Origin of the sequence: Gaiella sp. (genome assembly GCF_039915195.1) — a bacterium.
Lineage (GTDB): Bacteria > Actinomycetota > Thermoleophilia > Gaiellales > Gaiellaceae > Gaiella.
Genome location: NZ_JBDSNT010000004.1, coordinates 91,741 through 113,301, shown reverse-complemented (window position 1 = coordinate 113,301; position 21,561 = coordinate 91,741). Strand labels below are relative to the sequence as shown.

Below are 21,561 nucleotides of genomic sequence, written 5' to 3'. Positions count from 1 at the left end.
GTGTGACGAATACGGCGGCAGCGACGCGGGCTACGACGTTCCGGGCTTCAGCGTTGCCGCGTCGGCGACCTGATCAGCGGGCGGCAGATCGAGCGCGAGCGGCATGCCGTAGTCGTAGAGCTCGACGACGAACGATGCCTCGACCGACTCGTCGGAGCCCGGCCTCTTCGCGTCGAGCTCGATCGAAAGCTTCCTGATCCGATTCTCCGAATCGATCCAGACGTCGAGCGGCAGCTCGGTGATTCCGGCCAGACGGGCCGCGTCGTCGACACCGCCCAGAGCCTCACGCTGGCCCGCCGGAACGAGCTCGGTCAGCTTCGCTGGATCGAGCGTTGCGCGATAGTGGCTCGTCTCGACCCCGCGCACCTCCTCGCTACCGACCGCCTCGATCGACCCCGAGACCGCCTTCAGGAAGCCGAAGACATCGCGCGGATCCATGCCACTCAACGAGCCGAACTGGTCGAGACCCGATGTGTCCGCCTTCGAGAAGTCCCTGGCATTGCCCTTCACCCACGTCTTGCCGTTCGGCAGCTGCTTCGCGATGAGGGGGAACTGCAGATAGACGACGTCTCCATCGGTGATCACCTCGAGCTTCCAGTCGGCCGCGTCGCCGAGGTCACCGGTGACCTTGCCCCCGAGGTTCGAGCCGAACTGCTTCATCAACTCGGCGAGCGAGGAGAGATCGACCGTGAGCTGTGACCGTTTGGCCGGCGTATCGAAGCCGCCGTTCGCGCCGAACGAGAGGGCCTGGTCCGCTCCGGGAAGACTCATCTCGAAGGTCAGCGCGAACTTCGCGGTGTCGGCCGACGCACTCGACGTCGCAACCTGGGTCAGGCTTGCAAGCTCGGGAATCGCCCCCGCAGAGCCACCACAGCCCGAGGCCACGAGGCCGAGTGCGACGACGTAGGCCGCGAGAAGAGGGAGGCGCCGCACGGTCATGCCAGGGTACCCATCGACGCTGACGCCCTTCCCCTCAACCACCAAACGGGGTATCGACGAATCGAGGCGCTTCCGCCCAGATCCTCAGCGTCTCGGCCGCACGGCTGACCGCGTCGCGATCGAGCCGAATGGGCGTTGCGTGCGGCACCTGCTCGAGGCGAGCCGCAGGGAACCTCCCGTCCGACGCATCGATCACGTACCTGAGCGGCAGGGCGTGGCTGACGACGAGCAGCTGGTCCTCCGGCCGTGCGAGCAGCGTCGAAAGGGCGTCGGCGATACGAAGCGCGGCCGCCGTCCTGCTCTCACCGCCGCCGGGACACGGTGCCTCCGGCCCGTGCTCCCAGGCCCACTGCCGATACGCGGAGAGCGACCCGCCGTCGAACGAGCCGAAGCCGATCTCGTCGAGGAGCGGCTCCACGATCCGAGGCACGGATCGACCCGCGAGCGCGACATCGAGCGTCTGTTGCGTTCGGAGGAGCCTCGAGCTGAAGCCGACGTCGATCGACTCCGAGGCCAGCAGCGAGCCGAGGAGTCGTGCCTCCTCCCGGCCCTCGTCGGAGAGCCCCCCACCCGGCGGAGTGGAGCTGACGGACGCAGCCGCATTCGACTCCGCGTGCGCGTGGCGCGCGAGGATGAGCGACTTCACAGGAGAACCGAGCGGTAGTCCAGCACGTGCTTCATCCCGACCGATTCGTAGAGCCCGATTGCGACTGCGTTCTCGGCACGGACGAACAGGCAGACGGTCGGCGTCCGTTCCAGAAGCAGCCGGATGAGGTCGCGAAGCGCGCGTCCCGCGTAGCCCTGCCCGCGGGCAGGAAGATCGGTCCACACCTGCTGCAGCTGGACTGCCTCGCTCGTCCAGGCAGACACCTCGGCCTTGAACCTGATCACACCGCTCTCGATCCAGAGCCAAGATCGACCCTCGTCGATCTGGCTTCGCGTGCGCCAGCGGAAGCCACTCGGATCGCGGCGCAGCGGATCGACCGCGATCTCCTCGAGGTGCGCCGCAGCACACGCCGGGACGAGGACGTCCAGATCGGCGGGAGACGCTGGCCTGATGCCCGTGTCCCCCGCGGGCGGAGGCTCCGAGATCGCGTAGACGGGCTGGCCCGGGCGGTCGAGACGCGGACGCGGGAGCTTCTTGCGCGCCGCCTCCCAAAGTTCGGTCACGGCGCCGGCCTCACCTATCAGCATCCGTGCGCCCGACTTCGCCGCGAGGCTCGCGAAGGCATCGCACCCGACGCCCGAAGGCACGAGGTTGCTGCCGAGATGACAGAGCGCCGTGAGCTCCCCCTCCTTGTCGGCGAGCGCGGCGAACCGTCCCTGGCGACGGCGCGCGACGTCTTCGAGGAAGACGCGCTCGACGGGAGCGGCCGCGCAGAAGCGCAGGATCTGTTCCGTCGTCGGCTCGATCACACGGGAACGCACGGGCGCACTCTATTTCGGGGACGACCGGAGCGGAGCGGTAGGCTTCCGCGCATGCCAATTCACGTTCGAGCCAACCCCGGCGACTACGCCGAAGCCTGCCTTCTCCCCGGCGACCCGTTGCGGGCGAAGTACATCGCTGAAACCTTCCTCTCCGACGTCGTGCAACGCAACGGCGAGCGCGGCATGCTCGGGTTCACCGGAACCTTCAACGGCAAGCCCGTTTCCGTGCAGTCGAGCGGAATGGGCTGCCCCTCCGCGGCAATCGTGATCGAGGAGCTCGTCCAGTTGGGCGTGAAGAAGATCATGCGCGTGGGAACCTGCGGTGGCCTCCAGGCGGACCTGACGATCGGCGACCTGATCATCGCCCTCTCCGCAACCGCTGCCGACTCGACTGCCTCCCACTACGTTCTCGGCGAGCCCCATGCTCCGACCGCGGACTTCGCGCTCGTCCACGAAGCCGTCCATCAGGCGAAGCACCTCGGCAAGCCGGTGCGAGTCGGGCCGATCGTCTCGAGTGACATCTTCTACAACCCGGACACCGATCAGGCCGGCCGCTGGTCGGATCGAGGCATCCTCGGCGTCGAAATGGAGGCGGCTGTGCTCTTCACGCTCGGGGCGCTTCGGAAAATCCAGACCGGTTGCATGCTGCTCGTCAGCGACGTGATCGTCGAGGGCGAGTTTCTGCGGATCAGCGATGAGGAGATGCGCAAGGCCGTCGACGAGATGACCGAGCTCGCCCTCCACACCGTGACCTCGTAGCTCAGGGCTCCGGAACGTGCCGATGAGCGAGACCGTCTTTCTCGTCAACCCGGCGGCGGCCAACGGCGCCACCGGGCGCCGCTGGCCGGAGTTCGCCCATCAGGCTGCGGGCGTCGGCCTCGAAGGAGACGCGCTGATCAGCGAGCACCGCGGGCATCTCGGCGTGCTCGCCCGGGAGGCAGCGGCCGGTGGCGCACGCCTCCTCGTCGTCGTCGGGGGTGACGGAGCATTGAACGAAGTCGCGAACGGAATCGCGGATCTGGACGATCCTCCCGCCGTAGCCCTGATACCGAGCGGAACCGGAGGCGACTTCGTGCGCACCTTCGGGATCCCGAACGACGTCGCGGAAGCCGCGCGCATCGCACTCGACGGAGAGACGACAACGGTGGATCTCGGCCGGATCGGTTACCGCGCCTGGGACGGCGGCGACGCAACCGCTGTGTTCGCGAACGTGGCGAGCGCGGGGATGAGCGGAGCCATCGCCCAGCGTGCGAACGACACGTCGAAGGCCCTCGGGGCGAAGGCGTCCTACCTGTGGGCAACGCTCGCGGTCTTCCGGAGCTGGTCGGCCGTCGAGACGGCTCTAACGGTCGACGACGAGAGCCGCAGCGGGAAGATGTTCGACGTCGTCGTCGCGAACGGACGGTTCTTCGGTGGCGGGATGAAGATGTGCCCCGACGCCGTCCCGGACGACGGGCTCTTCGACGTCGTCACGATCGGTGACGTCACGAAACGCGATCTCGTGATGACGATGCCGAAGATCTACCGCGGCACGCACCTGCCCCATCCGAAGGCAGAAGCACTGCGCGGACGCGTCGTCACCGTCGAGACGGCGGAGCCGGTGCCCGTCGAGCTCGACGGCGAGCAACCTGGCACGACGCCGGCCCGGTTCGACGTTCTCCCCGGCGCGCTGCGCCTCCGGGTGCCTGCGTCGACCCAGGAGACTGCATGACGTTCGGCACGTCGCTGACGATCGTCCAGCTCACGGACTGCCACCTGTTCACGGATCCAATCGGCTCGCTTCGCGAGATCGTGACGCGGCCACGCCTCCGCCGTGTGATCGAGGACATTCGCAGGCGCGTCCCGGAAGCGGACCTCCTCGTCGTCACCGGAGACACGGCCCATGACGAGGCTCAAGCGACCTACGAAGAGTTCAGCCGCGACCTCGGTGATTGGACGGATCGGCTTCGGATCGTTCCCGGCAATCACGACAACAGGGCGTCGCTCAGGCGCGTCTTCCCGGACGCCTGCGACGAGGCCTCGGGTCGCGTCGTCTTCCGCGTCGAGACGACCGAATGGCTCGTCCTCGGCCTCGACTCGCAACGGATCGGCGAGGATGCGGGCGAGCTCGGCACCGCGCAGCTCACATGGCTCGGAGACCAACTCGAGGCAGCCCGGACTCGCAACGCCGTCGTTTTCCTCCACCACCCTCCGATCGAGGTCGGGAGCCCGTGGGTTGACGGTATCGGGCTCCTCGATGCCCGAGCTCTGGAGAACGTTCTCGCGGAACACCCGCAGGTGCGGGCGGTGATCTCGGGTCACGTGCACCAGGAGGCGTCGGGTCTGATCGGCGGCACGACCGCGCACACGTCGCCGGCGGTCGGCCCGCAGTTCCGACCACATACCGAGACCCTCGTGATCGATCAAGGGCCGCCTGCCTATCGCATTGTCGAGCTACACGCCACGGGCGACTGGTCGACGACGGTCGTCCGCTGTGCTTCCGTCTGAGCCTTGCAGGTGCTGCTACTCGGATGCCTTCCGAGCTCGCGTTCCCGTCGACGCCTTGGGCTTCTGCGCCCGCTTCAGCGTCGCCAGCTCCCGCTCGAGTTTCGCGACGCGCTGCTCGAGCTCGTCGATCCCACGCACCTTCTTGCCGAGGTCGTCCATACCCTCGCGAAGGTCGTTGACGGCCCTCAACGCCTTCGTCCCGCCGGGGAGCTCGGCGAGCTTCGCGATCGTCTGCTCGCCCCGGTCTGCAAGCCGGGCGATCATGTCGCGGTCGTCCTTCGGGGTCTTCGTCGCCTCTGTCATGACCCAGTCATAGCAGTAGAGCCCCGGAGAGGGAACCCCGCCGGTCTATTGTTGAGCTGTGTCCGAGGGCTTTCGAAGCTCATATGACGTACGTGTTCGCTTCGCCGAGACAGATGCGCAGGGGATCGCGCATCACGCGGCGTTCGTCGTGTGGCTCGAGGTCGCGCGTGTCGCCTACTGGGCCGAGCACGCAGGCGGCTACCGCGCGATCCAGGAGCAGGGCCTCGAGGCGCTCACGACAGGCCTGCAGATCGACTACCGGGCCACCGCGGCGTTCGACGACGTTCTGACGGTTTACCTCCGCTGCGTGGACGTGAAAGGCGCGCGGTTTCGTTACGAGTATCGCGTCGAGCGAGGGGGCGAGCTGATCGCGACCGCCGAGACGCTGCATGCCACCGTCGATGCGAGGACGCATGCACCGACCAGGTTGCCTCCCTGGTTCGTCGAGGCGATCGCTAGGGCTGAGCAGACGTAGCGGGGGCCACCGGCGTCGTCGCAGTCCCGGTGGGCGTCGTCGCTGTGGGTGGCGTGCCGCTCCGCCCCGTCTTGGCCTTGCCGCCAGGCTTCTTCGGCGGCTCCTTCGTCCCGATACGGACGAGCGAGGGCTCACCGACGTAGAACGACCGCCACGTGTTGTCGTAGAGAAGCTCGTCGTTCCCGTCATAGACGAGGCGTCGAACCGATGTCTCGCGTGGCGGCGAGCCGATCTCCTCGACGACCCGCTTGCCCTTCTCGAGCGTCGGCTCGTCGGTCTTCTCTACAGGAATCGGGCCTGTCACGACGAGCGGCGCAACGGTGCTCTCGACGCGCCGATTCACGGGCGTCCCGTAGAGATTGACCGTCAACGAGCCCGTTCCGACGAAGGTGCGCAGAAGCAGCCACCGGCCGGTGTCGTTCGCGAATCGGATGTCGAGGTCGGGATAGTTCACCGTGGCATCTCGGCCCGTCGGGTAGTGGCTGATGTAGAGCGCGTGGTTCGTCCGCGCTGTGATCGGCAACCCGCCCTCGTACGCCGCGTTGAAGACGGTCGTCGAGACCTGACAGACACCCCCGCCGAGGCCGTTCTGGAGCTCCCCGTTGATGATCACCGGAGCCTCCTGGAATCCCCTCTCGGCCGTCCGCTCACCGGTCGTCTCGTTGAACGAGAAGGTTCCTCCGGGTGCGATCAACGTTCCGTCGATCAGCTCGGAGACGAGTTGCACGTTGTTGAGACGACCGGGCGTACCACCGTAGGTCGTCGTGTACGACGCAACGACACCAGTGATGCCCATGGCCTTCGCGTCCGCGGTCGTCCGGACGGGCTCTGCGACGCGAACGACGAGCTTCGCCGTCCGCTGGTCTGCCGAGAACGCGGCAGCCGCGATCGCCTTCGCGGTCGCGGGGGTATCGAGCAGGAGCCCCGGAGCAGACGGGCGAACCACGATTGTCCCTGTTGCGGTGACCTCGAACCGCGCGTCCTGCGGCTCCCGCGCGATGGTCGCAGAGAGACGCTCGAGGTACTCCTCGGCGCCACGTCCTGCGATCGCAACGTCGGTGTTGCCCGCAACCGGTAGCTCGATGAGAGATGCGACCTTCCATCGCGGGATGCGCCAGCGGGTCTCGCCGTATGCGAGCCGGATGGGAGCGGAGAGGGCGACGCGCGCCTTCGCGGCAGCAGCATCGAGATCGGCCGCGCCGACACGGAGCGGCGTGGTCACGAGCGGAAGGGCCACCGGCGTGCCTCGGTCGAATCGGGCGAGGGACTGAACGACAACGGCCGCTGCGGCAACCTGGTCGAGCTTGCGGCCACCCTGGCCCTCGACGATCTGCACCGTGAGGCCTTTGCGAACGACCTTTGCGTCCACGCCGCTGCGGGCGACCTCCTTTGCGATCTGACCGAGCTTGTAGTCGACGGCGGCGTCGTATGCCGTCACCGGAGGTGTGGAATCGACCCCGAAGAATCGGGCCTGGAGCCGCTTGTACCCTCGGACGGGAGCGACGCCTCCTCCGGCAGAGGCGGCTTCCCGGACCGCAGCCTCCCAGTTGGCGGCGACCCCGAGCTGCGAGGCCGAAAGCGTGTACGACGTGCCGTCGGCGGTGAACGTGATCGGTGCGTCTTCGACTGCCGCGGAGCGCACCGTGAGCATCCGAACCGCCTCGCCCTGCGAGAGCCCGCCAACGTCGACCCCCCCGACGGTCGTGCCCGCGGCAAGCGCCGACGCCGAGCCGGAGAACGAGAACCCGATCAGAAGGACGAGCAGCGCGAAGACGGCCGCGAGAAAAACGGCCCGGCGCAGGGCAATCCGACGAGTCGAGTGTCGTTGCCGCGCGCGAGAGCTATAGACGGTCGTTTCGGCGCGCACAGAAACAGGGATTCTAGCGGAGGAGGTCTACGACAGGTAGATCTCTTTGGCGATCACGAGCCGCTGAATCTGCGAGGTTCCCTCGTAGATCTGGAACAGCTTCGCGTCGCGCATCAGCTTCTCCACGGGGTACTCCTTCATGTACCCGTAACCACCGAAGACCTGGACCGCGTCGGTCGTGACCTTCATCGCCGTGTCCGCGGAGAAACGCTTCGCGAACGAGGAGTACTTGGTCGCCTGGCGGCCACGCCCCTGATCGATCATCCAGGCTGCCTGCCAGCAGAGCAGGCGTGCCGCCTCGATCTCGGTCGCCATGTCGGCAACGAGGAAGCTGACACCCTGGTTCATCGCAATCGGGAGTCCGAATTGAACCCGCTCGCGCGTGTACTCGACGGAGAGCTCGAAGGCAGCCTGCGCCACACCCACCGCGCCGATAGCCGTTCCCGGCCGCGTGAAGTCGAGCGTTTGCATGGCGATCTTGAACCCGTCGCCCTCGGCGCCGAGCCGGTTCGCAGCAGGAACCACCGCATCACTGAAGGCGACGGCCGACGTGTCCGTCGATCGCTGGCCCATCTTGTCGAGGTGCCGCTCGACGATGACACCCTCCGTGTCCATCGGGACGACGAAGGCCGAGAGACCCTTGCTTCCGGCGCTCGGGTCGGTGGAGGCGAAGCAGACCATCCAGGATGCGTGGCCGGCATTGGTGATGAACATCTTGGAACCGTTGATGACGTAGTCGTCGCCCCGACGGACGGCCGTTGTCTGAATACCCGACACGTCCGAGCCGGCGCCTGGCTCCGTCAGCCCGAAGCAGCCGAGAACGGGGGCATCGACGAGCGGGGCGAGCCACTGCTTCTGCTGCTCCTCCGAGCCTGCGATCAGGATCGGGCCCGCGGCGAGGCCGTTGGCACTGATCGACGTGCCGATGCCGGAGCAGCCCCAGTTCAGTTCCTCCGACACGAGTATCCCCTCGAAACACGGGAGGTCGACCCCTCCGAGTGCCGCCGGCAGATGCACGTTCATCAGGCCGATCTCGTGCGCCTTGGCAATGATGTCGGTGGCATGGACCTGACCCTCGTCACATTCGGCTGCGCGCGGACGGATCTCCTTCTCCGCGAACTCGCGGGCGAGCGCGCGCAGTTCGCGTTGCTCGTCGGCCAGCCCGAACGAGACGCCGGTGGAGACACCACTCTCGACTGTTGCCATGATCTTGCCCCTTCTTCCGCGGAACGGCGGGCACCGATCGCAGGGATATGTTTCGATTGACTAGTCAGTCAATAAGTGTAGACACAGCCGAGGTAGACGGTCAACCCCTCGTCGCGCTCTGCTGCTCCGACGTTCGCGTCTGGCGTTGGCATCAGGCGAGCGGGAGCCGCAAGCCGCTGCTCGACGCCGTCTCGTGGACCGTGCGGCGAGGCGAACGCTGGGCGTTGCTCGGCCCGAACGGGGCCGGAAAGACGACGCTCCTGACGCTCGCCGCCGCAGCGGACTTCCCGAGCGCCGGGAGTATCGAGATCCTCGGGGAGGCAATGGGGCGCACAGACGTAGCGCGCCTCAGGGAGCAGATCGGGTTCGTCGACGCCCGCGACGTCGACCGCTTCGCACCGATGCTGACGGTTCGCGAAGTGGTGCGCACGGGTGCCACGGGCACGATCGGCTACTTCGAGCAGCGGCTCGGGATGCTCGACGTCGACCGGGCGGACACGCTGCTCGGCACATTCGGACTCGGCCCGCTCGCCGAGCGGCGATTCGGCGACTGCTCGCAGGGCGAGCGCAAGCGCGTTCTCATCGCGCGGGCACTCGTCGGGAGACCACGCCTTCTCCTCCTCGACGAACCGGGGGCCGGCCTCGATCTTCCCGGACGCGAGATCCTCCTCGGGTCGCTCGCGCGGCTGGCCGGCTCCGATCCGGAACTGACGATGATCGTGACGACCCACCACCTCGAGGAGCTCCACGGATCGACGACCCATGCGCTTCTGCTTCGGGACGGCGTCGTCCTCGCCGCAGGGCCCGTCGCGGAGACGCTGACGGACGAGCATCTCACGGCATGCTTCGGGATCCCGATCGCGGCGCAGCGCAGGGGCGATCGCTGGGCTGCCACCGCCGGGTAGGGATTTTTCTATATATTTTCGAGAAATGCCCCGACCCGGAGGTTCACTCCCGTGACCACGACTGCAGCTCTCCCCGCGCTCGACCCTCATGACTTCCTCGCGATCGACGCGCTGCTCGACGACGAGGAGAAGGCGATCCGCGACACGGTGCGGCAGTTCGTCCGCGAGCAGGTCGTACCGTATGTCGGCGACTGGTTCGAGCAGGGCATCCTCCCCCGCGAGGTCATCTCAGAGCTCGCGAAGCTCGGGCTCTTCGGCATGCATCTCGACGGCTATGGCCTCCCGGGCGCAAGCGCTGTCGCGTACGGGCTGACCTGCATCGAGCTCGAGGCAGGCGACTCGGGAATCCGTAGCGCTGTCTCCGTGCAGGGGTCACTCGCAATGTTCGCGATCTGGAAGTGGGGGTCCGAGGAGCAGAAGGAACGCTGGCTTCCCGGGATGCATACGGGCGACGTGATCGGCTGCTTCGGCCTGACGGAGCCCGATGCCGGCTCCGACCCGGGCACCATGCGCACGCACGCACGCCGCGACGGCTCGGACTGGATTCTCAACGGGACGAAGATGTGGATCACGAACGGCTCGATTGCCGACATCGCGATTGTCTGGGCCCGCACCGATGACGGTGAGATCCGCGGGTTCATCGTCGAGAAGGGAACGCCCGGGTTCACGGCACCCGAGATCCACAAGAAGCTTTCGCTGCGCGCCTCGGTCACGTCCGAGCTCGTTCTCGACGATGTGCGTGTCCCGGCCGATAGCATGCTGCCAGGGGCATCGACCCTGCGAGGACCTCTCTCGTGCCTCAATGAAGCGCGGTTCGGGATCGTCTTCGGTGCGGTCGGAGCCGCACGTGCGTGCTTCGAGGAGGCGCTCGCCTACTCGAAGGAGCGAATCGTCTTCGACAAGCCGATCTCGGCCTACCAGCTCACCCAGCTGAAGCTCGCCGAGATGGCGCTCGAGATCAATCGCGCTACCCTTACCGCGCTCCACATCGGCCGGATGAAGGATGCCGGCACGCTCCGGTCGGAACACGTCAGCCTCGGCAAGATGGGCAACGTGCGCGGCGCGATCGAGGTGTGCCGAAGCGCCCGAACGATCCTCGGCGGCAACGGGATCACGCTCGAATACCCGGTGATTCGCCACATGAACAACCTCGAGTCGGTGCTCACGTACGAGGGAACGCACGAGGTGCACACGCTCGTCGTCGGAGGCGCGCTCACGGGCACGCCGGCCTTCCGGTAGATCGCGCGCATGGCGATCACGGTCCCGGCGCGGGCGCCGACGGCCCAGGATCGCGCCGCCTCGACGCTGCGGCGTGCGATCCTCGACGGCGAGCTACGGCCCGGCCAACGCGTGAATCAGGAGGCCTGGGCGGAGCGTGCCCGGGTCAGCCCGATTCCCCTGCGGGAGGCGCTGCGAGCACTCGCGGGAGAGGGGCTCGTGACGTATCGGCCGCGGCGCGGGTACGCGGTGACGGAGCTCGACCTCGCGGAGTTGGAGGAGGTGTACAGGCTGCGAAAGATGCTCGAGACCGATGCCCTGCGACGCGGCGTGCCCCGTGCAACCCGGGCCGACGTCGCCTCGCTCGAGGCCGCGGCGGAGGCCTGCCGGGCGTCTGCCGCGAGCGGTGACGTGGCGGGGCAACTCGCCGCCAACCGGCGTTTCCACGACAGGCTCCACGCGCTCGCAGAGAGTCGTCCCGCGACGCGCCTCATCGACCTTCTCTGGGACTCCACGGAGGCCTACCGGGCGCTCTACTACGCGCTTCCCGGTGAGGCTGCCGCGGCCGACCGAGCGCACCGGACGATCATCGCCGCCGTGCGGGCCGGCGATCCGGAGCGCGTCATCGCTCTCCAGGACCAGCACCGTGCACGGGCGCTCGAACGTCTACGGACGTCGTTCCGGGGTGAGGCCGATACCTCCCCCGAAGCCGCGCTGAGCGTCTAGGCAGGCGAGCCTGCCGGCACGAACACGCCCGTCGGTGCCGAGGCGCCAGGCGGCGCCCCGCCCCACCCCGAGTGGCCGTGGTGACCACCTGCACCGCGCTTCGCCTCGATCATGTCGTCGAGGCGCTCACTCGTTCGGGCGCGGATCTCGTCGGCCTGAGCCTTGGTGATCCGACCTGCCTTGACCGCCGCGTCGAGCTTCGACTCGAGGTCGGCCCTCAGCTTGGCCTTGAGTCCCGCCACGGACTTCCCTTCGGCCTTTGCGACCTCGGCCAGCGATTTCCCCGACTCGAGTTCGGCACGAAGCTCGGCCTCGGTGAGGCCCAGGTAGGTGGCGGCTGTCGCAAAGCCGTGCCCGCGGTGGCCGCCGGGGCCGCCGCGGTGTCCGCCGCCCGTCCCGCCAAAGCCGCCGTGACCACGACCGCGAAAGAGCGGGAGCCCACCGTCCTTCGACCGCTGCTTCATTTCCTCGCCCTGCTCCTTCGTGATCTTGCCCGCAGCCACAGCGGCGTCGATGCGCGCGCCGAAGGCGCCCTGGAGCGCCGCCTCGAGCTCGGCCGGGCTGACGTCGAGCCGCTTCGCAGCGTCGCTCAGGAATGCCTGTTTCTCGGTGTCGGAGTCGAGCGTGCTCCCTGCGATCGCGACTCCCGTGCCCACCGCCATGATCGCAGCCACGAAGCCGACGAGCATCGCCGTCTTCTTCCGATTCGTCACGTTGTCTCCTTCGTTCGGATTCTCTACTCGAAGTACAGCACGCGAATCTAAGAGCCACCTGTGAGTTCCTCAGCCTTGACCAACGAGAAGACGAGCGGGATCGCGAGCAGGATCGGAATCGCGAGCACGGGCCAGAGCACCTGATATCCCTGCGTGTCCGGGAGGGACGGCGCCAGCACGTCGATCAGGATCCCCGCAAGGAGCGTGCCGAAGATGAGTCCGATTCCCTTGGTCGTCGTCGCGAGTCCCGAGATCGCGCCGCGGTCATCCGGCGGCATCAGTTTGAAGAGCAGTCCCCACGCGAGCGTCATCACCGTTCCCGCGAAGATCGCTACGACGAAGATCAACCCCAGGAACCAGGTGTGCCACTGCGTCGCAAATCCCCCGGCGAGCAGCCCAAGTCCGTAGACCACAGAACACCACGTGATCACTCGCGCGAGGCCGAGGCGGTCGCCCACCCATCCGGACACGAGCGCGGCGACGACATACCCGCCGGCGACAGCTGCAAGCACGAGCGTCGACGTCCCGAGTGACTCGTCGAGCCCGACCGTGATGTAGAGGACGACGAACGTGCGAGCACCGGCGAACGTCCCCTCCCACGCCGCATTCGCGACCAGGAAGCGGCCGATGTCGGGGTTTCGGCGAAGGACGCGCCAGGAGTGGCGCAGATAGACCCGAACTCCCTCGAAGACGCGGCCATGTCCACCGTCTTCGCGGAGGAAGAGAACCGGTACGAGGCACGCAGCCGAGACGATTCCGGCAGCGAGCAGGAACGGCGCGGGCTGCCAGAGATGGAAGAGCACTCCACCGAGAATCAGCCCACCCCCGAGGGCGATGCCCCGGAAGAGGTGCTGCACGCCCTGGGCGCGCCCGTAGACGCCCTCCGGCAGCAGGTCGGGGTAGAGACCCCGGTACGGCGGCTCGTAGACGTAGTAGGCGAAGAAGAAGGCTAAGACGAGGAGCGCGGTGGTCCAGAGGCTCGGCATGAAGGCCATCAGCGCGAGGCAGAAGCCGATCGGGGCAACGGCGACGAGCATGAAGGGCCGCCGCCGCCCGAGCGGCGTGTGAAACGTGTCGCTCCACGGGCCGATCACGAGCGGCAACGTAAGCGCGAACAGGCCTTCGGCGGCGAGCACCGCCCCGATCAGCGAGGTCGATCCCGTGTACTCGCCGAGCACGGGAGGGAGATATGCGGCGGTCGTCGTCAGCGACCAGGCGAGACCGAACGCTCCGACACCGAGCTTGATAACCGTCCCGACACTGGAGGGGTCGTCAGGCGTTATTGTCGCTGCGGACGGTGAGACCGCCACAGACGACGTCGATGATTGTCCGCTCTGCACGGGCAACCTCCTCGTCACCGTCGGGAAGCTGGCCGAGCACCCACCCCGTGAGGATCTCCTCGAGCCCTCCGTAGAAGATCCAGCTTGCGAGCCTCGGGTCGAGGTCGGAACGGAAGACACCCTCGGCCTGCCCGCGCTCGACGACGCGCTGGATCGTAGAGAACGCGGCACCGATCTCCTCGATCTGATCGTTGAGGTGGGAGCTCCGCGCCACCTCACGCACCATCACGCGCACGAGGTCGGGATCGTTGCGCCAGGAGCGAAGGAGTATCTTCGCCATCCCGCGGAGCTGCTCGTCGGCCGGCTCGTCGGAGCTCTCGACGTCGGCCAGTCGACCGAGAAGCTCGCCCCAGTTCTCCCGAAAGACCGTTGCCAGCACCTCTTCCTTCGAGGAGAAGTAGTGATAGAGCAGCCCGTGGGCGATGCCGGCCTCTTCCGCGATGTCACTTACCCGAGAGGTGTGGTAGCCGCCGCGGGCGAAGACCCTCACGGCAGCATCGAGAATGAGCCGACGCTTCTCCTCGCTCGCCGCCTGCCGATCGCGCGCAGGGCGCTCCTGTGCCGTTGAACCTTCAGTCAATGTGCAGGGAGGATACGGCGCATTGCAGATGGCGCGCGGCGGCGGCCGCTAGACGGCAGTCAGCCCGAGCGCGACGGGCAACTGGAAGAGATCCGTGATTCGGTCGCGCTCGCCGGGATAGAGGTCGTCGCGATCGACGAGGATTGCGCGCATACCGAGCGCTCGGGCACCCTCGATGTCGTCCTTGACGGAGTCGCCCACCATCACAGCTTCGGGCACCGTGACCCCGAGCGTCGACAGTGCGCACTCGAAGATCGAGGCATGCGGCTTCGCCCTCCCGTGCGCCTTCGACCCCACGGCGCAGTCGACGCGCAACTGATGATGCGTCGCGAACTCCTCGAGGTCGCGTTGCCCATTAGAGATCAGGCCGATCGAGAGCCTGTGCTCGCGGAGAGACGCGATTACGGGAAGCGCGTCGTCGTAGAGGTGGAAGTTCTCGTGGATCTCCCAGCGCCGCACCATGTCGGCTGCGCAGGCGCGGGCACCGGCCGCGTCGCCGCCCATACCCCGCACGATGTCCTCGGTAAACGTCACCCACAGCTCCTCGTCGTGGACGAACTCCGGGTGTGAGCGGAGATCCTCCATTGCAGCAAGACGGGCCTCCTCGTACTGACCCGGGTCGAGATCGAGCCCGTGCGCGAGCCCGACCCGCCGATATGCCTCTGGTCCGAGTTCAGGCCCGGGCTGCGAGAGCGTGAAGTCCACATCGAAGATGACGGCCCGCAGCATGGAACGAGGATAGTCGGCACGTCCCGGCCGACAGCGGACAGCCGGCCGACAGCCGACAGCCGACAGGAGGATGGGGTTGGCGGGGGAACCATGGGTTCCCCCGCCGTATCGGGGTGCCCAGATTCGAACTGGGGACCTCTCCGACCCGAACGGAGCGCGCTACCAGGCTGCGCCACACCCCGAGCGCCCACAGGGTACCCGCTCGGGCATCTCGGAGAGCGTGGTTCGTGCCTTCTAGACTGTGCGCGTGGCCCGCCGGGACGAGATCGTCGCATACGCCAACGCGCTCCTCGAGGTCGAGCGTTGGCCCGAGTTCGCCCCGCCGGGGCTGCAGGTCGTCGGGAACGACGAGGTGACTCTGCTCGTGTGCGGTGTCTCGAGCTCGCGTGAGCTGTTCGAGCGCGCCGGCGCAGAGGGAGCCGACATGATCCTCGTCCACCACGGGCTCTTCTGGCGCAACGAGCCGCTCCTCATCGACGCGCGACAGCGCGGCCGACTCGAGGCGCTCTTCGACGCCAAAGCATCGCTCGTCGCCTACCACCTCGCCCTGGATGCGCACACAACGCTCGGCAACTCCGCGCAGCTCGCCGCGCGTATCGGGGCGACGCCCGACGGGTCGTTCGGAGGAGTGGGCCTTGCCACCACTGTTCCGGGCGTCACCGTCTCGGAGTTGGCTCGGCGCGTCGCGGCGGCCACCGAGCGTGACCCGCTCGTGTTCGCGCACGGCCCGAACCGGATCGACCGCCTGGCGATCTCGACCGGCGCAGCCGGCTATGACCTGATCCGCGCGGCTCACGAGGGCTTCGACGCACTGCTTACCGGCGAGCCGGAGGAGCCGAACCTCGCAACGGCGCGTGAGCTCGGCATCCATCTCATTGCGGCGGGCCATCACGCGACGGAGCGATTCGGTGTCCAGGCACTCGCCGCCCACCTCGCGGAGACGTTCTCGATCGAGTGGCGCTATCTCGAGGTCGACAACCCGGTGTAGCTCCTGGTGGCGCGGGAGGCCGTCGGCGCAGCCATGGGAGGGGCGAGGCCCCAGATCGACAAGCAGGACGCAATCCTGTGTGCTCGCGGTACGCTCTCCCCTCGCGAGCACACAGGATTGCGTCCGTCCTCCTGCAGGAGTATCCTGAATGCAACCATGGTAAGAATCGGGAGGCAGGCCCGTTGACCCCTGTCATTGACAATCCGAGCGTCGAGTTAGCCCGACTGCGCGCCTTGCGCCGGCGGGCTTTTTTGATGCTCGAAGGAGGCACCGAATGGCGAATCATCTGACGCCCGAGGAGCTGTCGGTCGAGCTCGGCATCGACCGTGACGTGATCATCAAGCTGTGTATCGAAGAAGGTGTGCCGATCTACCACGGCAAGATCGACAAGCATCTTTTCCAGGTTCAGGCCGAAGCCGTCGGCCTGCCTGTCGTTCAGCACGCCTGAGCCGGCTCGCGCGCCGCGGAGCGTCGATTCTCCCCTGGGAGACGGCGCTTCGCCGCGCAGCGCTAGCTCTTCGAGCGTGCCCGCGGCTTCGCAGGCGCCTTCTTCTTCGGCGTTGCGGGCGTATGGCGTCCGACCTTGGCGGCGGCAACGCTCGCCTTGAGGGCCTCGAGCAGATCGACGGCCGGTGCGCGCTCGGGCTCGGCGTCCGCAACCGGTGTCAGCTCCTCGCCGTGGAGCTTCGCCTCGAGTAGCGCGCGAAGGTCACGCCGGTACGAGCTCGTCAGTGCGGTGGGATCGAACGTCCCCTCGAGGCTCTCGATGATCTGGTGGGCAAGCGCGAGCTCGGGGTTCTTGACCTCCGTCGTCCCGACTGCCTCGCTGATCTCCGCGTCCGAGTACACGTCCTCCGAGAGGAACAGCGTCTCGAGCACGAGCGCTTCGCCTCGCGACCGAACGAGGCAGAGCGACTCCCGGCCGGTGCGAACGAAACGCCCGAGAGCTCCCGTACCCGTCTCACTCATTGCCTCGAGAAGCAAGCGGTAGGGCCGCCGCTGAGCGGGGGTCGTACCCGGGACGAGAAAGTAGGCGCGATCGCGCCAGATCGAATCGACCTGCTCGACGGGCACGAATTGCGAGATCTCGATCGACCTCGAGTCGTCGTGGCCCTCGAGCGCCTCGAGCTCGGCCTCCTCGACCAGCACGAACTGGCCCTTCGACGCCTCCCACCCCTTCACGATCTCGTCAGGTGCGAGCTCGCGGTCGTGCTTGGGACAGAAGCGCTTCTGCTTGATCGGGGTCAGGCACTCACGATGCAGCAGCCGGAACGAGACGTCCGACTGGCGGGCGGCAGGCTTCGTCGCCGGCGCGAGTCCGACGGGGATGCTAACGAGGCCGAATGTGAGTGATCCGTTCCAGGTCGTACGCATGGCTCCTCGATCGATCGGGGACCGACCTCATTCTGCCCCGAAACTTCCGTTCCTGCACGCCGACGAGTAGATTGCCAACCGTGGACAGCAATCGCACGATCGCCCGTCTCTGGCGGGAAGCAGTCTCCGGAGAGCGCGAGGGGACGGCCTACCTTGTCCAGCATGGCGACCACTGGCACGAGGTGAGCTGGGGTCAGGCCGCAGCACGCGTGGAAAACCTCGCGAACGGCCTGCTGGCACGTGGGATCGTGAAGGGTGACGCGTTCGCGACGCTTGCCCGCACGACACTCGAATGGGCGCTGTTCGACTTCGCGCTGGCGCAGGTCGGGGCGGTCGGTGCCGGAATCTACGCGAACAGCTCGTCGAAGGACGTCGGCTACGTCCTCGCGCACTCGGAGGCGGTCGGCGTTCTCTGCGAGGACGCAACACAGGTCGAGAAGGTCGACGCGGAGCGCGCCTCCCTTCCGCGTCTCCGCCACATCCTGACGTTCGCCGACCTTGCCGCGCTCGAAGCAGAGGGTGTGGCGTTCAAGGCACAGCATCCGTCGGCGCTCGACGAGGCGATCGCCGCGATCGACGAGGACGACCTCTTTACGTTCATCTACACGTCGGGGACGACCGGACCGCCGAAGGCCTGCATGATCCGACACAGGAACTACTACGCGATGGTCTCGGTCGTCGACCGCCTCCCGGGCTACTTCCACGGGAACGACTTGATGTTGCTCTACCTCCCGTTGGCGCACAACTTCGGCCGCCTGATGCACCTCGCCGGCCCGTACGTCGGCTACACCACGGCGTTCCTCCCGGATCCGCTCAAGACCGCCGACGCACTGACGACGCTCGGCCCGACGGTGCTACCGAGTGTCCCGCGCGTGTACGAGAAGATCCATACCGCGATCGTCAGTGCCATCGACGAGGCGACGGGCGCAAAGCGCCGACTGGCCGAGTGGTCACTCGTCGTCGGCAGGGAGGCGAGCGCGCGGGAGGCTGCTGGAAATCCCGTCACGGGAGCGCTTGCGTTGAAGCTGCGTGTCGCCGACAAACTCGTGTTCACAAAGATTCGCGCTCGCCTCGGCGGACGTCTCCGCACGCCCATCTCCGGCGGAGCGCCCCTCTCGAAGGAGATCGAGGAGTTCTTCGACGCGATCGGGATCCGCATCCTCGAGGCCTACGGGCTGACCGAGTGCACGACGGGCGTCACGACGAACACGCCCCAGAACTGGCGTTTCGGCACCGTCGGGCAGGCGTTCCCCGGCACCGAGCTTCGTCTGGCCGAAGACGGCGAGCTGCTCGTCAAGAGCGAAACCGTCTTCGCCGGTTACTACAAGGAGCCGGAGGCGACCGCAGATGTCCTCGACGCCGACGGCTGGGTGCACACGGGCGACATCGCGGAGATCGACGCGGACGGGTTCGTGACGATCACCGATCGCAAGAAGGACATCCTCGTCACCGCGGGTGGCAAGAACATCGCCCCGCAAAACATCGAGAACGACCTGAAGGCCTCGAAGTACGTCTCGCAGGCGGTCGTCGTGGGAGATCGCCGGCCGTATCCCGCAGCGTTGATCACGCTCGACGCGATCGAGATCGGGAAGTGGGCCGACGCTCAGGGCATCGCGGATGGCCCGGACGAACTCGCCTCCGACGACCGTGTCCGTGAACTCATCCAGGTAGTCGTCGACGACACGAACCGCGACCGATCACGTTACGAGCAGATCAAGCGCTTCGCGATCCTGCCGCGCGACTTCACGATGGAGCACGATGAGATGACGCCGACCCTGAAGCTGAAGCGAAAGCCGATCCTGGAGCACTTCGCTGACGTCGTCGAGTCACTCTACGACGCGTAACGCTCGACACCCGAACGGAGCGGGCTAGAGACGACGCGCGCCGACCCAGCCCGAGCGGTAGATGCTCGAGATCTTGACCACATCGCCGGTCTGGGGCGCGTGGATGTACTGGGAACCGCCGATGTAGATGCCCATGTGACCGAGGCCGTTGTAGAACACGAGGTCGCCCGGCTGAAGATCCGACTGGGAAAGCGGCGTTCCGTAGTTGTAGATCGAGGCGGCGTGATGCGGGAGGGAAACGCCGACCTGCGCAAAGACGTACGCAACGAGACCTGAGCAATCGAAGCCGCTCGGACTCATACCACCCCAGAGGTAGGGAACGCCGAGGTATTGCATCGCGATGGCGACGACACCACCGTACTTCGCGGGCGAAGCGGTCGGAATGAGCTCCTCGGCGCTGTCCTGCGGGGCGATCGACGAGGAGGAATCCGGGGCGACGGTCGCCTGCGCTGTCTGCGTCGCCTGCGCTGCCTGAGCTGCCTGAGCTGCCTGAGCGCGGGAAGCGGACTCCGCCGCGCGCGCCTGTGCGTCGAGTCGCGCTCTTGCCTGAGCCTCGATCTGGGCCTGACGTCGGGCCTCTTCGGCCTGGAGCTGGCGGATCTCACTCTGCAGCCCGGCGAGCATCCGCTGCTGCTGTGCAATCTGGCTCTCGATCGCCCGCTGTTGGCTCGCCCGCTGCGCGACGATCCGTTCCTGCGAGATGCGCGCGCGTTTCAGGTTCGTGCGGCGCTGCTTGACCTCCTTGCGGAACTGCGTCACATCCTTGAGAACTTTCGCGTCCTGACTGCCGACGCGCTGCACCATGTCGAGGCGCCCGAGGAGATCGTCGAGGCTCTCGGCTCCGAGAATGACCTCGACCGCACCGCCGCCGTCGCCGTTCACGTACAGCGCCCGCAACCTGTCTGCGATGTGCTCCTGTGCTACACCGAGACTCTTCCTCGCAACGACGAGATGTCGTGCGTTCGAACTCAGATCGGCGTCGATCTCCTTCAACTGCACGTTCGCGTAGTTATACGTCTCGATCGCCTGCTCGAGTTGCGGGTGTGCCGCCTCGATCTGGGCCAGAACCGCCTGAGCCTGCGCTCGCTTCGACTTGATCGACGGATCGGCAGTCGATGAGGAGGCGAGGGTCAGGACCGAAAGACAGACCACCGCAACGGCGAGGATTTTGGCCGGAGCCTGTCGCGTTCTCGAACTATTCATAAGCCGGTTCGATCGTCGAAAGGCACCTCCAAAAGCGGCGAAGCCCATCCGAGGGGCGCACTCTAGCAGCGCTCGCGGCCGACTGCAACCGGGAAGGTAGTGAAACCCCTGTAAATTACCGCTTTCTGGCCCGTTGACGGCGGCGGTTTTGCTACGGTCTACGCCTTGTGCGAGCGCTGAACTCACGATGGCCGCTGCTCGCGGCGGCTGTCGCAACCGGCGCTCTGGTCACCGTCTCGACACCGTCCGCAGGCGGCGCCGAAGCCGCGCCGGCGCTCGCCGAACGGGTGGCAGCGCTTGGACGCTCGGAGTCTGCGATCCTCCTCGAGCTCTATGCGGCAGAGTCGGCGCTTGCGCGCGCGCGGAGCGACGCGGCGGCGCTCACCGAGCGATCCGCGCTCCTCGAGCAGAACGAGCGGAGCCTCGCCGCTCGCACGGAGATCGTCCGCCGCTCCCTCAAAGCGTCGCAGGCGCGCGTGGCGATGCTCCTGCGCGCGCTCTACATCCAGGGCGAGCCCGATCCGATCTCGGTGATTCTGGGCGCCACATCGCTCGAGGAGGCGGTCGCGGGGATCGAGGGCCTTTCGCGAGCGACGGCCCAGAACCGGCGGCTCAGCGTCGAGGCCACGGCCCACGCCCGGAAGCTCGTCGGACTCAAGACGCAGCTCGCCGAGGAGCGCACGAACCTGACACGCGCCGAGAATGCCGCGCGCGCGAGCGTTGCGCACCTCGAAGCAGCCGTAGCGGGGCGAAGCGCAACCGTTGCCGCAGTTCGCCGCGCGCGATCGCTGACGACGACGCGACTCGCGGCGCTCGAGGCGCAAGCGCAGGCAGCCGAGCGCCGATCGGCCAGGATCGCGTCGACCGCCGCGACGCAGACGACCACCGAGGCCGCTTCCGCGCAAAGCGCGTCCGAGGACGCTCCGGTGCCGGAGGCGGCGGCACCTTCTGCCTCACCGATGCAGGGGACGCGCACCCTCGTCGCCGACGCTGTCGCGTATCACCTCCCGGGGAGGACGGCCAGCGGCCTGCCCGTCGGTGTGGGCGTGATCGCCGTCGACCCGAGCGTGATCCCCCTCGGCACGCGGGTCTTCGTGCCCGGATACGGGCCAGCGGTCGCGGCGGACGTGGGCACGGCAATCAAGGGCAACATCATCGACCTCTGGATGCCGAGCACGGCGCAGGCGCGAGCCTGGGGACGACGCACGGTCACGATCACGATCTACGGGTGAGCTT

The 21,561-nt window shown here is 67.2% G+C and carries 23 protein-coding genes and 1 tRNA gene; 11 read left to right on the top strand and 13 right to left on the bottom strand.

All coding sequences use genetic code 11. The features are described 5' to 3' along the window. Positions 1 to 30: 30 nt before the first annotated feature. From ABIR74_RS00790 to ABIR74_RS00780, 3 genes are read right to left on the bottom strand one after another with little or no spacing between them, the layout of a single operon-like run. A complete protein-coding gene (locus tag ABIR74_RS00790) occupies positions 31 to 939 on the bottom strand; it encodes a hypothetical protein (protein WP_348174702.1) in 909 nt (302 codons plus the stop codon). Between the two features lie 34 nt (positions 940 to 973). After that, positions 974 to 1,585: a histidine phosphatase family protein gene (locus ABIR74_RS00785; protein WP_348174701.1), complete on the bottom strand. Its 612-nt coding sequence runs from the start codon at positions 1,583 to 1,585 to the stop codon at positions 974 to 976. Continuing rightward, the gene (locus ABIR74_RS00780) at positions 1,582 to 2,367 is read right to left on the bottom strand and encodes a GNAT family N-acetyltransferase (RefSeq protein WP_348174700.1); all 786 of its coding nucleotides are present in this window, start codon (positions 2,365 to 2,367) and stop codon (positions 1,582 to 1,584) included. Before ABIR74_RS00780 ends, ABIR74_RS00785 begins: the two co-directional genes overlap by 4 nt. Before the next feature lie 51 nt (positions 2,368 to 2,418). On the opposite strand from ABIR74_RS00780, the gene ABIR74_RS00775 reads away from it, so the two are divergent. From ABIR74_RS00775 to ABIR74_RS00765, 3 genes are read left to right on the top strand one after another with little or no spacing between them, the layout of a single operon-like run. Beyond that, positions 2,419 to 3,126 (top strand): DeoD-type purine-nucleoside phosphorylase, encoded by a 708-nt coding sequence (locus tag ABIR74_RS00775; protein WP_348174699.1) that lies wholly within the window; start codon positions 2,419 to 2,421, stop codon positions 3,124 to 3,126. Between the two features lie 22 nt (positions 3,127 to 3,148). Next, positions 3,149 to 4,078, top strand: a complete 930-nt coding sequence (locus ABIR74_RS00770) for a diacylglycerol kinase family protein (RefSeq protein WP_348174698.1) — start codon at positions 3,149 to 3,151, stop codon at positions 4,076 to 4,078. Then, positions 4,075 to 4,854: a phosphodiesterase gene (locus tag ABIR74_RS00765; RefSeq protein ID WP_348174697.1), complete on the top strand. Its 780-nt coding sequence runs from the start codon at positions 4,075 to 4,077 to the stop codon at positions 4,852 to 4,854. The genes ABIR74_RS00770 and ABIR74_RS00765 overlap by 4 nt, the downstream gene beginning before the upstream one ends. A gap of 15 nt (positions 4,855 to 4,869) precedes the next feature. On the opposite strand, the gene ABIR74_RS00760 is transcribed toward ABIR74_RS00765, so the two are convergent. Then, a complete protein-coding gene (locus ABIR74_RS00760; RefSeq protein ID WP_348174696.1) occupies positions 4,870 to 5,157 on the bottom strand; it encodes a hypothetical protein in 288 nt (95 codons plus the stop codon). Positions 5,158 to 5,215: 58 nt separating this feature from the next. Between ABIR74_RS00760 and ABIR74_RS00755 the strand changes: the two genes are divergently transcribed. After that, complete coding sequence (locus ABIR74_RS00755) at positions 5,216 to 5,632, top strand: thioesterase family protein (protein ID WP_348174695.1); 417 nt, start codon at positions 5,216 to 5,218, stop codon at positions 5,630 to 5,632. Here ABIR74_RS00755 and ABIR74_RS00750 read toward each other — a convergent pair. After that, positions 5,613 to 7,499 carry a VanW family protein gene (locus ABIR74_RS00750; protein WP_348174694.1) on the bottom strand — a complete coding sequence of 629 codons (1,887 nt, stop codon included), beginning with the start codon at positions 7,497 to 7,499 and terminating at the stop codon, positions 5,613 to 5,615. The two genes, ABIR74_RS00755 and ABIR74_RS00750, sit on opposite strands and share 20 nt — an antisense overlap. A gap of 27 nt (positions 7,500 to 7,526) precedes the next feature. Continuing rightward, positions 7,527 to 8,705, bottom strand: a complete 1,179-nt coding sequence (locus tag ABIR74_RS00745; protein ID WP_348174693.1) for an acyl-CoA dehydrogenase family protein — start codon at positions 8,703 to 8,705, stop codon at positions 7,527 to 7,529. 56 nt (positions 8,706 to 8,761) lie between these two features. Here ABIR74_RS00745 and ABIR74_RS00740 point away from each other — a divergent pair, with 56 nt between their 5' ends. From ABIR74_RS00740 to ABIR74_RS00730, 3 genes are read left to right on the top strand one after another with little or no spacing between them, the layout of a single operon-like run. Next, positions 8,762 to 9,610, top strand: coding sequence for an ATP-binding cassette domain-containing protein (locus ABIR74_RS00740; protein ID WP_348174692.1), 849 nt, complete (start codon positions 8,762 to 8,764; stop codon positions 9,608 to 9,610). Between the two features lie 51 nt (positions 9,611 to 9,661). Beyond that, entirely contained in the window at positions 9,662 to 10,849 is a 1,188-nt protein-coding gene (locus tag ABIR74_RS00735) for an acyl-CoA dehydrogenase family protein (protein WP_348174691.1), read from the top strand. Positions 10,850 to 10,858: 9 nt separating this feature from the next. After that, a complete protein-coding gene (locus tag ABIR74_RS00730; RefSeq protein WP_348174690.1) occupies positions 10,859 to 11,554 on the top strand; it encodes a GntR family transcriptional regulator in 696 nt (231 codons plus the stop codon). Here the strand turns inward: ABIR74_RS00730 and ABIR74_RS00725 are convergent. From ABIR74_RS00725 to ABIR74_RS00705, 5 genes are all read right to left on the bottom strand, one after another. Further along, positions 11,551 to 12,267 (bottom strand): hypothetical protein, encoded by a 717-nt coding sequence (locus ABIR74_RS00725; RefSeq protein ID WP_348174689.1) that lies wholly within the window; start codon positions 12,265 to 12,267, stop codon positions 11,551 to 11,553. The genes ABIR74_RS00730 and ABIR74_RS00725 overlap by 4 nt on opposite strands. 47 nt (positions 12,268 to 12,314) lie before the next feature. Beyond that, a complete protein-coding gene (locus ABIR74_RS00720) occupies positions 12,315 to 13,577 on the bottom strand; it encodes an MFS transporter (protein WP_348174688.1) in 1,263 nt (420 codons plus the stop codon). Further along, entirely contained in the window at positions 13,540 to 14,187 is a 648-nt protein-coding gene (locus ABIR74_RS00715; protein WP_348174687.1) for a TetR/AcrR family transcriptional regulator, read from the bottom strand. Before ABIR74_RS00715 ends, ABIR74_RS00720 begins: the two co-directional genes overlap by 38 nt. Before the next feature lie 48 nt (positions 14,188 to 14,235). Further along, positions 14,236 to 14,916 carry an HAD family hydrolase gene (locus tag ABIR74_RS00710; protein WP_348174686.1) on the bottom strand — a complete coding sequence of 227 codons (681 nt, stop codon included), beginning with the start codon at positions 14,914 to 14,916 and terminating at the stop codon, positions 14,236 to 14,238. 108 nt (positions 14,917 to 15,024) lie between these two features. Beyond that, positions 15,025 to 15,098 (bottom strand) — tRNA-Pro (locus ABIR74_RS00705). A gap of 65 nt (positions 15,099 to 15,163) precedes the next feature. Here ABIR74_RS00705 and ABIR74_RS00700 point away from each other — a divergent pair. Next, positions 15,164 to 15,904: a Nif3-like dinuclear metal center hexameric protein gene (locus ABIR74_RS00700; protein ID WP_348174685.1), complete on the top strand. Its 741-nt coding sequence runs from the start codon at positions 15,164 to 15,166 to the stop codon at positions 15,902 to 15,904. Positions 15,905 to 16,178: 274 nt separating this feature from the next. Next, positions 16,179 to 16,352: a hypothetical protein gene (locus ABIR74_RS00695; RefSeq protein ID WP_348174684.1), complete on the top strand. Its 174-nt coding sequence runs from the start codon at positions 16,179 to 16,181 to the stop codon at positions 16,350 to 16,352. 62 nt (positions 16,353 to 16,414) lie between these two features. Here the strand turns inward: ABIR74_RS00695 and ABIR74_RS00690 are convergent, their stop codons facing one another. Continuing rightward, entirely contained in the window at positions 16,415 to 17,278 is an 864-nt protein-coding gene (locus ABIR74_RS00690; protein WP_348174683.1) for a Ku protein, read from the bottom strand. Positions 17,279 to 17,358: 80 nt separating this feature from the next. Between ABIR74_RS00690 and ABIR74_RS00685 the strand changes: the two genes are divergently transcribed. Then, complete coding sequence (locus ABIR74_RS00685) at positions 17,359 to 19,122, top strand: long-chain fatty acid--CoA ligase (RefSeq protein WP_348174682.1); 1,764 nt, start codon at positions 17,359 to 17,361, stop codon at positions 19,120 to 19,122. Between the two features lie 24 nt (positions 19,123 to 19,146). Here the strand turns inward: ABIR74_RS00685 and ABIR74_RS00680 are convergent, their stop codons facing one another. Next, on the bottom strand, positions 19,147 to 20,274 hold the full coding sequence (locus ABIR74_RS00680; RefSeq protein WP_348174681.1) for an NlpC/P60 family protein: 1,128 nt from the start codon (positions 20,272 to 20,274) through the stop codon (positions 19,147 to 19,149). Positions 20,275 to 20,492: 218 nt separating this feature from the next. On the opposite strand from ABIR74_RS00680, the gene ABIR74_RS00675 reads away from it, so the two are divergent. Continuing rightward, a complete protein-coding gene (locus ABIR74_RS00675; RefSeq protein ID WP_348174680.1) occupies positions 20,493 to 21,557 on the top strand; it encodes a 3D domain-containing protein in 1,065 nt (354 codons plus the stop codon). Positions 21,558 to 21,561: the final 4 nt, after the last annotated feature.

Coding starts and splice junctions, on each gene's coding strand:
- ABIR74_RS00760 (WP_348174696.1), bottom strand. CDS start 5,157: ATGACAGAGGCGACGAAGACCCCGAAGGACGACCGCGACATGATCGCC.
- ABIR74_RS00775 (WP_348174699.1), top strand. CDS start 2,419: ATGCCAATTCACGTTCGAGCCAACCCCGGCGACTACGCCGAAGCCTGC.
- ABIR74_RS00765 (WP_348174697.1), top strand. CDS start 4,075: ATGACGTTCGGCACGTCGCTGACGATCGTCCAGCTCACGGACTGCCAC.
- ABIR74_RS00745 (WP_348174693.1), bottom strand. CDS start 8,705: ATGGCAACAGTCGAGAGTGGTGTCTCCACCGGCGTCTCGTTCGGGCTG.
- ABIR74_RS00695 (WP_348174684.1), top strand. CDS start 16,179: ATGGCGAATCATCTGACGCCCGAGGAGCTGTCGGTCGAGCTCGGCATC.
- ABIR74_RS00710 (WP_348174686.1), bottom strand. CDS start 14,916: ATGCTGCGGGCCGTCATCTTCGATGTGGACTTCACGCTCTCGCAGCCC.
- ABIR74_RS00790 (WP_348174702.1), bottom strand. CDS start 939: ATGACCGTGCGGCGCCTCCCTCTTCTCGCGGCCTACGTCGTCGCACTC.
- ABIR74_RS00690 (WP_348174683.1), bottom strand. CDS start 17,278: ATGCGTACGACCTGGAACGGATCACTCACATTCGGCCTCGTTAGCATC.
- ABIR74_RS00770 (WP_348174698.1), top strand. CDS start 3,149: ATGAGCGAGACCGTCTTTCTCGTCAACCCGGCGGCGGCCAACGGCGCC.
- ABIR74_RS00730 (WP_348174690.1), top strand. CDS start 10,859: ATGGCGATCACGGTCCCGGCGCGGGCGCCGACGGCCCAGGATCGCGCC.